10 protein-coding genes are annotated in these 9189 nt (G+C 51.8%); 5 read left to right on the top strand and 5 right to left on the bottom strand.

Annotated features, from left to right (window positions below):
• The 4 genes from KF749_14825 to paaJ form a co-directional block, all read left to right on the top strand.
• The coding region (locus KF749_14825; GenBank protein ID MBX2992423.1) for a phenylacetate-CoA oxygenase subunit PaaI at window positions 1-434 on the top strand (434 nt) is incomplete at its 5' end.
• Window positions 431-718, top strand: a complete 288-nt coding sequence (paaB, locus tag KF749_14820) for a 1,2-phenylacetyl-CoA epoxidase subunit B (GenBank protein ID MBX2992422.1) — start codon at window positions 431-433, stop codon at window positions 716-718. The genes KF749_14825 and paaB, both read left to right, overlap by 4 nt.
• On the top strand, window positions 715-1512 hold the full coding sequence (paaC, locus tag KF749_14815; protein MBX2992421.1) for a phenylacetate-CoA oxygenase subunit PaaC: 798 nt from the start codon (window positions 715-717) through the stop codon (window positions 1510-1512). Before paaB ends, paaC begins: the two co-directional genes overlap by 4 nt.
• Before the next feature lie 11 nt (window positions 1513-1523).
• A complete protein-coding gene (gene paaJ / locus KF749_14810) occupies window positions 1524-2003 on the top strand; it encodes a phenylacetate-CoA oxygenase subunit PaaJ (GenBank protein ID MBX2992420.1) in 480 nt (159 codons plus the stop codon).
• A gap of 73 nt (window positions 2004-2076) precedes the next feature.
• Here the strand turns inward: paaJ and KF749_14805 are convergent, their stop codons facing one another.
• The 5 genes from KF749_14805 to KF749_14785 form a co-directional block, all read right to left on the bottom strand.
• Window positions 2077-3075: a hypothetical protein gene (locus KF749_14805; GenBank protein ID MBX2992419.1), complete on the bottom strand. Its 999-nt coding sequence runs from the start codon at window positions 3073-3075 to the stop codon at window positions 2077-2079.
• A 171-nt stretch (window positions 3076-3246) separates the two neighbouring features.
• Window positions 3247-3810, bottom strand: coding sequence for an outer membrane beta-barrel protein (locus tag KF749_14800; GenBank protein ID MBX2992418.1), 564 nt, complete (start codon window positions 3808-3810; stop codon window positions 3247-3249).
• 111 nt (window positions 3811-3921) lie between these two features.
• Window positions 3922-6027, bottom strand: coding sequence for a T9SS type A sorting domain-containing protein (locus tag KF749_14795; GenBank protein MBX2992417.1), 2106 nt, complete (start codon window positions 6025-6027; stop codon window positions 3922-3924).
• A 43-nt stretch (window positions 6028-6070) separates the two neighbouring features.
• Window positions 6071-6385, bottom strand: a complete 315-nt coding sequence (locus KF749_14790; GenBank protein ID MBX2992416.1) for a hypothetical protein — start codon at window positions 6383-6385, stop codon at window positions 6071-6073.
• Window positions 6386-6405: 20 nt separating this feature from the next.
• A complete protein-coding gene (locus KF749_14785) occupies window positions 6406-6993 on the bottom strand; it encodes a hypothetical protein (GenBank protein ID MBX2992415.1) in 588 nt (195 codons plus the stop codon).
• Window positions 6994-7193: 200 nt separating this feature from the next.
• Here KF749_14785 and KF749_14780 point away from each other — a divergent pair, with 200 nt between their 5' ends.
• Window positions 7194-9170: a tetratricopeptide repeat protein gene (locus KF749_14780; GenBank protein ID MBX2992414.1), complete on the top strand. Its 1977-nt coding sequence runs from the start codon at window positions 7194-7196 to the stop codon at window positions 9168-9170.
• The last annotated feature ends 19 nt before the right edge of the window (window positions 9171-9189 follow it).

The following is a 9189-nucleotide window of genomic DNA, read 5'->3' as shown; positions in this document are numbered from 1 at the left end:
ATTTAGTCGCAACGCTTGCGAAAGGGACGCCCGAACAGAAAGCAATGGTGCAGCAGGCTATCGATCGCTGGTGGTACCCGACGCTCATGATGTCCGGCCCGCCGGATAATCTTTCGGCACACACGGCCCAGTCGATGAAGTGGAGAATCAAGACGAAAACCAATGAGCAAGTGCGTCAAGAGTATGTGGACTTGATCGTTCCGCAGATTCGGGCACTCGGGCTTACCGTTCCTGATGAGGACTGCTACTATGATGAAAAGAACGGTCACTGGCATTACTCGCAACCGGATTGGGAAGAGTTGAAGCGCGTTGTCAACGGTGACGGCCCGATGAATAAAGAGCGGCTTGCAGTCCGGCGTAAAGCGCATGAAGACGGGAAATGGGTGCGTGAAGCATTGGCGGCAAAGCAGCAACGGAAGGAAGCCGCCGCATGAGCGACACTCAATTCGATACCTACGAAGTGTTTCATCAGAAGAAGAAGGGAGACCCGCACATTCATGTCGGTTCCGTGCATGCGCCTGACCCGCAGGTTGCTCTTCAATATGCCCGCGACCAGTTTGCCCGCCGGCTTCCGTGTGTCAGTTTGTGGGTTGTGAATTCCAAGCATGTTACTGCAACCGACTATCAGGACGAGCGGTTCTTTAACATCACTCTTGACAAATCCTACAGGGATCCCAAAGACTTTGATGCGCCACTGAAAGAGGAGACACCCGGGTGAACGATTCCTCGACCGGATTTCCCCGCGAGGCCTTGAAGACGTTTCTGCTCGCTCTCGCTGATGATGAGTTGATGCTTGGTCACCGCGATTCCGAGTGGACCGGCTACGGCCCTCTCCTTGAAGAGGACATCGCATTCTCGAACATTGCGCAGGATGAACTGGGACATTCGCTGGTCTGGTTCACGCTGTACGAGCAACTTGGCGGAAAGTCTCCCGATGCAATGGCGTTTGAACGATCTTGGAATGACTACACCTGTTGCAGGTTCGTTACCTACCCGAAGGGCGATTTTGCGTACACAGTAGTCCGGCAGTATTTGTTTGATGAAGCTGAACAAGCCCGGCTGCTCTCGCTTGCCCGTTCCGCCTACCTGCCGATGAGAGAAGCTTCGGCAAAAATCTTGCGCGAAGAAGCTTACCATCTCATGCACACCCAAGGATTGATTGAACGTCTCGGTGATGCTACCGAAGAAAGCCATCGGCGAATGCAAGCAGCGGTGAATGCTGCTTTTCCGCAAGCGCTCGGATTGTTTGAGGAATTCGAAGGGGAGGATGAGTTGGCAAATGCCGGAGTTGTATCCGGGAACAGTGAATTGCAGGACGAGTGGCTGAAACGCGTCGTTCCGGTTCTCGTTGGAGCCACGCTTGTTGTTCCGGCACAAGAACAGGACGGCACGTATGCCGTTCAGGCGCGGCCTGATTTTGGCGGGAGAAAGAAGAAACACACGGAGCACTTGCAGCAGTTGGTCGAAGATCTTCAGGCCGTGTATCGGATTGCGCCGGGAGCAAAGTGGTGATGGAAAAGGCGATGATTGATCAGACTACAATTTGGCAGGAACTCGGCAAAATCACCGATCCGGAGATACCCGTTCTTTCACTCATTGAGATGAAAGTCATCCGCAGCGTGACGCTGTCAGAAGACGGAGTGAAAGTCGTGATTTCACCGACGTTCGTCGGATGCCCGGCTTTGGAACACATGAAGGACGAAATCCGGTCGGCACTTACGACTCTCGGTTGCGAGAATGTTTCGATAGAAACGACCTTCACGCCTCCTTGGTCAACAGATATGCTGGAGCCTGAAGTGAAGGAGAAGTTACGGGCATTCGGCATTGCCCCTCCTCCGAAGAATGAAGGCGAACTTGTTGCCGTACTGCAGTTACCTGTGGCGTGCCCGTTCTGTAACTCGACACACACTCATCTCGACAGCCCTTTCGGGGCGACACTCTGCAAGCAAATCTTCTATTGCGACAATTGCAGGCAATCGTTCGAACGGTTCAAACCGGTCTGATTGAACAAGAACTGATTGCAAACAGAAAAGCCGACCTGAAGGCCGGCTTTTTGTTTAGTGGTCAAGATCTCCACTACATCGTCAACAGGAAGTACTGGACAAGTTTCACAAGAGTGGCGGAATTTCTGATATCTTGGTTGTGATAGTCAGTCCACAAGTACTTGCCCGTGCCCACATAATTCTCGACGATAACGCCAACCTCGGGAGAAGTATTCTTGATCACGCCATACACTTTTGCGTTGGTCGGAAGGTTGGAGAATTTTTCATACCCCGACAGGCGTCGTGAATCGAGGGAAGTTGCCCAGCTTGCTACCGAGAAACCGACGAAATTCGACAAATTGGCGTCAATGATCTTCAGCGTATCAGTTGACGGGCTTCCTTGGTTGTTGAATTGCGTGTAGAATGTTGACCATATTCTCTGCAAGTGAAAATAGTTGTAATGGCCACCGTACATCTTTCCTCCGCTCTCAATATATCTGCCGTACACTCTGGACAGCAACGCATAGGCGGAGCCTCCCTCTGTGCCGCCATGACAATTCGAGAAGATCAGCGTGTATTGCTTCAAGAAGTTGAGGAATCGGGTCGAATCCACATTGGCGGAATCGCGCATTGCATTAATCGTTGTGGAATCGTACGAACTGAATCCAACGATGCGAAGAACAGTTTCCAATTGTTCGGCGCTTGCCTTAATAACAAGAACCCTGACAGTGGTGTTCTGGGCAAGCCGGATTGTGCCTGCATTTGTTCCCGCAGGATTTGCCGCAACATTCACGGGAATTTCCGTGAGAAACGCCGACCCGATTGAGGCAATGAGAACCTGCTGTCCTGCAGGCGACTGGATTGTTGCCATACCTGCGGCGTCTGTGAATGACGAGAACTTCGGGTCATTGGACGGCGGATTCTTCAATGTCAGCAAGGCGCCACCCTGCGGGTCTCCCTGCGGATTCAAGACAAGTGCAGTGACAGGATATGTGGCATCGGGATTGGCCGGATCATCCTTCTTGCATCCGGTAATGAACGCCCCCATCACAAGCAGAACAGTGAGAGCAACAAACAAAAGACGACGAGTCATAGATCGTACCCCCTTTTTGATTAGTTTTTTGAGTTAGTGACTTGTGGATATGATGTTGCTCACCGCGGACCCGATGAGGCTAAGGCGATTTTGTATCCACAAGAAGATTGCTGAAAACATGTTCATCGGATGTGACTTGGCGCAATCGCACGCGACAATTCAGCCTACTGTTTAAAATTTCATCGATATGCCAAGATTCAGAAACCCGAACCCGTAACCGATTTCGCCAAACGCTGCAAAGTTCTTCGAAAAGAAGTACCTGCCGCCGATGTGAATCCCCCAAAAGAGATAACTGCTGGAGGCTGCGCCTACAAACGCTTGTCTTGTCGGGTCACCTTCATATTTGGCCGAGACGATGTTGTAACCAAGGTCCAATCCCCCGTACACATCCACTTTGTCGTGTTGGATGGGATAATGATACGAGCCCCGCCCTGCAACAGTGATGTAGGTATACTTCCAACTGTATGATGTTCGAGTTCCGGAAATAAAAATCGGGCTTTCAAACTTTGAGGACGTGTAGCCCACCCGTCCTCCGACGGAGAACATGTGATCAATTCCGAAATCCATGCCGAGGGAAAGAACGGGAATGCTTGACGTTCCGTAGAATCCACCCAAACCGCCGATACCAATGCCGAACTGGGCGATCTTGGCATTCTGGTCGTAGGCGCTTTTTGCAGACGCGGTTGTGGTGAGCAATATTGCGAGCGCTATGAGAAAGAACAGGGAGTTTTTCATGGCAGCAGTCTCCATAAATGTGTATGAGTTTTTGTTGCGTGGATTAAGTTGCAAATTATTGTTTTTTCGATGACATGCAAGGAAAACATGAAGGTGATTCTCTGCATCTCGCTATTTTTGTAGAATCAGTTTCCTTGTCTGCGCTAAACCCCGCGACTCCAGCCTGTAGAAGTACATGCCGCCGGCAAGGCCATCGGCGTTGAACTCCGATTTGTAGGTTCCCGGTTTCAGATGTTCGTTCACGAGAATATTCACTTCTCTTCCCAACACATCAAACACTCGAAGCGACACAAACCCTTCCTCTTCAATCTGAAATTCAATCGTTGTTGTTGGGTTAAACGGGTTCGGATAATTTTGCGAGAGGCTGAATCGCCCGGGTCGCCCGGAAGAAGCAAGCTCCACACTTGTAATCTGTGAGGCAGGCCGTCGCCAGAGGCCAAGTTGGAACGACCCGGCAAAGAGTGTTGTGCCGCTGCCGGTCGGTACTGCGGCGAGTGTGTAGAACGTGGGGAAAATAAGTCCAAGAAAACTTGGCAGCCCCGTGTTGATGGGAGTCCAGTTAGCGCCGCTATTTGTCGAGAGGTACAATCCAAATCCCGCACCGGCGATCAGGTTCGTTCCGAATGAAGCCAGTGACTGGACATTTGTGCTGTTCAGGCCTGTGTTCGCGGTTGTCCAAATTCCTCCATTGTTTGTCGAGCGGAAGATGCCGCCCTGGGTTCCGACGAAGATGTCTGTTCCAATGAATGCTATCGCCCTTATACTTGTGCTCGTGATTCCGGTACCAATGGACGTCCATAAGCCGCCGCTGTTCGTCGAGACGTACATACCGTTTCCGGCAGCATAGATATTCGAACCGGACACGGCAAGAACCTGCGCCGCGTTTGATCCCAGCCCGTTGTTCATGAGTGTCCAGTTTCCACCGTCGTTTGTCGAGCGGTGAACCCCCGCGGACGACCCCACAAAAACATCCGAGCCAAGTACGGCAAACGTCTGCATGGTGGTACCAGATGGAAGTCCGCTGTTCGCAGGTGACCAGCTATCGCCGTTGTTTGTCGAGCGATCCACACCTAAAAACCCTCCGGCGAAAAGAATTGTCCCTTTTGCCCCAAGGGCCGCGATGCCGGTATTTGTCATGCCCGTGTTCTTCGGTACCCAGCTGTTACCGTTGTCGGTGGACCGGTACACGCCATTTTCATTCGTCCCTGCAAAGAGATCAAAACCTCCGACGCCGTTCGACTTTGTCGCGAAGGAGCGGACATACGTCGAAACAATGCCGTTGTTTGCCTCGCTCCATGAGGCGCCGCCATTTGTGGAAACGAACACCCCGGCGAAAAAGGAGGCAGTTCCGGCAAAGAGCGTGGATCCGTTCGCGGCAAGACAGAAGACAAGGTTGTTGAGGCCTGTACTTACCGAAGTCCAACTTCCGCCATTGTCGGTGGAAACCCAAACACCAACTCCTCCCGCGTAAATATTTGTACCATTAACGATGAGGGCGCTTGTTTGGTTTGCGGTTACACTGGTCCAGTTTGTTCCATTGTTGGTTGAGCGAAATATGCCGCTCAGGGTTCCTGCGAAGAGGGTTGTCCCGTTGACTGCGAGGGAGTTTACCGTGAGGTTTGTGAGACCCGAGATGGCGGGCGACCAATTCGCTCCGCTGTTCGTGGAGATAAAAACGCCGCCTCCCTGCGTTCCGGCAAAGAGATTGGATCCGATGACCGCAAGAGCATTGACCCGCGAGGTAGTCAGTCCGGTATTAATCGGGTTCCATGAAACTCCGTCGTCCGTCGAGCGGAAGGCGCCACTCGAAGATCCGGAATAGATGTCATTTCCGCTCACAAGAAGCGAGAGGACTCCCGTTGTGGTGAGGCTCGTCCAGCTTGCGCCGTTATTTGTAGTAACAAACACTCCACCACTCGTTCCGGCAAACATGTTGGCACCTTTGGCCGCAAATGCCGTTGCTCCGAAGTAGGTTCCTGCGAAGGTCAATCCCTCGCTTGAAGCAATCCAGCTTGCGCCGTTGTTTGTGGAGCGGAAGTTGCCCCCTCCCAACGTTCCGACGAACACCGTTGGTCCGCCCGGGGCATTGGGATTTGTGCCGATCGTGGTAGTGAAGCCGCCGTAGGGACCGTTGGCTTGAAGCCATTGACTCAACCCCGCTTGCGGCAGCAGAAGGAATGCAAGCAGAACCGCACATTCTCCGTATACCTTCTTCATCTACTTATCCTTTGATTGTTGGGGATTTGTTGAAACGTGCAACTCAGTCTTTGCAGAACTTGCCAATCATTGTTCCGGCATCGAGACATCCGTTCTCGCCAATGGTCAGAATTGTCGTGCTGCCCCCGACTCGTATTCTGACCTTCTTTCCTTCTCTCTCGTATTCACCTTCTTGTGTCAAGTCCAATGCACGCACTTCCAGTTTTCCTCCCGGCTTGAACGTGAGTGTTTGGTGGACCAGCCCTCCCTGTGAAGTGTACGTCCCCGTCAGGTCCGGGTCGCATCCGCAGACTGCAAAGGTCATGAAGGCAAGCGTGAACACAACAAGAAGATGATGCGAAGGGTGATTTCTAGTCATATGCAAAGTCCAAATGAGAATTAAGTTGCGGATTTCATCTGTTTTGTATTGATTGCGATTGCCACCAAGGCTCTAATCTGCTCGGCAACAACACGCGTGACGACGATAATGAGGAATCCGACAATAGGCATGAGCGCAACGGACATGAATCCGCCGGTCGAGAGGAAGGGAATCGGCAACATGTAGCCCAATCCGCCGTCACGCAGGAAAATACCACTAACAAGTCCTGCTCCGGCGCCGACAATGGCGATCCAACTGCCGCACCATTCGCCGGCGGTCTGCACAAAGTGGGCATACACGGGAGTGGCAACAAAATCAGGATCCGGGCTGGTTTGCGAGGCTAATGCCTGCCGCCGATTCCACCAAATTTGGCTGCCCAGCCAACTCGCTGCGGCAATCACGACCCACAGAATCAGAAATGCAAAGAAGAACGCCCCACCCATGCTGAACAGGCGGTTGTCGATGGCAATGTAGAGAATCACCAGCGGCACCAGCAAGTTAAACCCGGCCATTACTGCGTACAGCCAGCCGAACGGCGTCCGGAAGAGTTTTCCCGAATCAATGTATTCGAGGAAGGGCTTATAGAAATCGAGGAATTTGTTGTTCATACTGCCTCCTATTGGGGTTGTGGGTGGCGTTTTGTCGGAGGCTAATATATATTGATCTGAAGGGGATTACTACCACCGTCCATTGGATGATGGGTTTGACTGATTATTCGTCCGCAACCGGCTGATATTCGCGGTGCGGTGTTCGTGCTTTGACGTGTGTCTTTTGGGGGATTTGTCACTGTTCTTCCAAGGAGGGTTCTGTGAGAAGAATATTCGTCCTCGCCTGCATCTGTACGCAACTGGGCTTTGCACAGCAAACCCGGCTGGATTCATTGTTGACCTCGCTCCGCAACCATCCCCACGAAGACACGATCAAGCTCAATCTTCTTTCCGAGCTTGCTTACATGCACTATCCCTATTCAAATCCCGATTCGGGATTGATTCTGGCCGACGCTGCAATTTCTCTCGCCCAGCAACTCTCATCTCCGGCTAAACTCGGCTACGCCTATCGCTGTAAAGGAATAAACTACTGGTCGGTTGCTGAGTACACCAAAGCGCTTGATATGTATTCGATGGCGCTTCACGAGTATGAAACCGCAGGTGATGAAGACGGAACCGGTGATACTTTCAATAACATCGGAGTGGTGTACCTCGGCTTGTCCGATTATGCAAACGCCTTGGAATATTATCTCAAAGCAATGCACATTTACGAAAGAACAGGAAGCAATCGACTTGCAAATGTTCTCTCGAACATCGGCCTGGTGTACAAGAACATGGGAGACTCGCGCAAAGCGCTGGAGTTTCTGCTGAAGGCGCTGCCGCTATATGAAGGAACCGGCAACTCCCGCGGTATTGTGAATGCCCTCGGCAACATCGGCAACGTGTACGACGACCTTGATAGCACAACGCAAGCCCTTGAATACCACCATCGGGCTCTGCTGTTGAACCGGTCCCTGAACAGCAAAAAGGGAGTAGCGAACAACCTCAACAGTATCGGTGTTATCTACAACGGGATAGGGAACTACACGAAGGCTCTCGAATATCTCGAGAAATCACTAAAATTGTACGAGGAACTGGGCGACAGGAGTGCGCAGGCTGTAACGTTGTATGAGATCGGTAAAACCTACCGGATGGCGCCGGAAGGTTTTTTGGTAGAACGCGGGATACCGGCATCTATGCGATACACAAAAGCGATTGCATTTCAACAGCGTTCCGCTCAACTCTCGGCTGAGATTGGATCTGTGCACAGGGAGTCTTTTGCGTGGGAGGAACTGAGCATTGCGTACGAAGCTCAGGGTGAATTCTCCAAAGCGCTGACCGCATTCAAGAAGGCAGTCGAGTTGCGGGACAGCGTTGCAAGCGAAAGGAGCCGATCCCAGATAGAAGTCAAGGCTGCCCAATACGAGTTCGAGAAACGGGAAGCCTTGCTCAAAGCCGAACACAACAAGAGAGAAGAACTGGCATTCGAGAAACTCAAGCAGCAACGCATTCAGAACAACTCGATTATGGGGGGAGTAGCGATTCTACTGATTGCCGGCGTATCGAGCTTCCTTTTCTACAAGAAAAGAACCGAAGCCGACCAACGGAGAAAAGAGGCGGAATTCAGAATGCAGGTAACGGAAACCGAAATGAAAGCCCTCCGCTCGCAGATGAACCCGCATTTCATCTTCAATTCCCTCAACTCAATCAGTGATTTCATCTCAAAGCACGACATCAAATCGGCGGATTACTATCTGACGAAATTTGCCAAACTCATGAGATTGATTCTTGAGCATTCGGAGAAGAAGGAAGTGCCCCTCGCCGACGACTTGAAAGCTCTCGAGCTTTACATGCAATTGGAGGCGATGCGGCTGAACAATAAGTTCGTCTATGAAGTACACGTTGACGGCTCGATTGACAAGGAGGCAACGCTGGTTCCGCCGCTGCTGCTTCAGCCCTTTGTGGAGAACAGCATCTGGCACGGTATCGCGCACAAGGATGGCAGCGGAAGAATCAAGGTGAGAATCGAACGGCAGAACGGATCAATCAACTGCATCGTTGAGGATAACGGGGTAGGTAGAAAGGGACAGTCTCTCGTTCCTGAAGGGGACAAAAAGCAGTCGTACGGCATCAAAATCACGAAGGCACGCATTGATATTCTGAATCAGATCAAGCAAGCGGATGCAACCGTGGAACTATCCGATTTGGCAGAAGGGACGAGGGTTGAGGTGAAGCTGCCGCTTGCCGTGGCTGATTGAAATCGGCGGAGGAGAAGTT

It is taken from the genome of Bacteroidota bacterium (assembly GCA_019637975.1).
In the GTDB taxonomy this organism is placed as follows: domain Bacteria; phylum Bacteroidota; class Ignavibacteria; order UBA10030; family UBA6906; genus CAADGV01.
The sequence above is the reverse complement of the archived record's forward strand: the minus strand, read 5'-3'. Positions and strand labels throughout refer to the sequence as shown.

Coding starts and splice junctions, on each gene's coding strand:
- paaB (MBX2992422.1), top strand. CDS start 431: ATGAGCGACACTCAATTCGATACCTACGAAGTGTTTCATCAGAAGAAG.
- paaJ (MBX2992420.1), top strand. CDS start 1,524: ATGATTGATCAGACTACAATTTGGCAGGAACTCGGCAAAATCACCGAT.
- KF749_14805 (MBX2992419.1), bottom strand. CDS start 3,075: ATGACTCGTCGTCTTTTGTTTGTTGCTCTCACTGTTCTGCTTGTGATG.
- KF749_14800 (MBX2992418.1), bottom strand. CDS start 3,810: ATGAAAAACTCCCTGTTCTTTCTCATAGCGCTCGCAATATTGCTCACC.
- KF749_14795 (MBX2992417.1), bottom strand. CDS start 6,027: ATGAAGAAGGTATACGGAGAATGTGCGGTTCTGCTTGCATTCCTTCTG.
- KF749_14790 (MBX2992416.1), bottom strand. CDS start 6,385: ATGACTAGAAATCACCCTTCGCATCATCTTCTTGTTGTGTTCACGCTT.
- KF749_14785 (MBX2992415.1), bottom strand. CDS start 6,993: ATGAACAACAAATTCCTCGATTTCTATAAGCCCTTCCTCGAATACATT.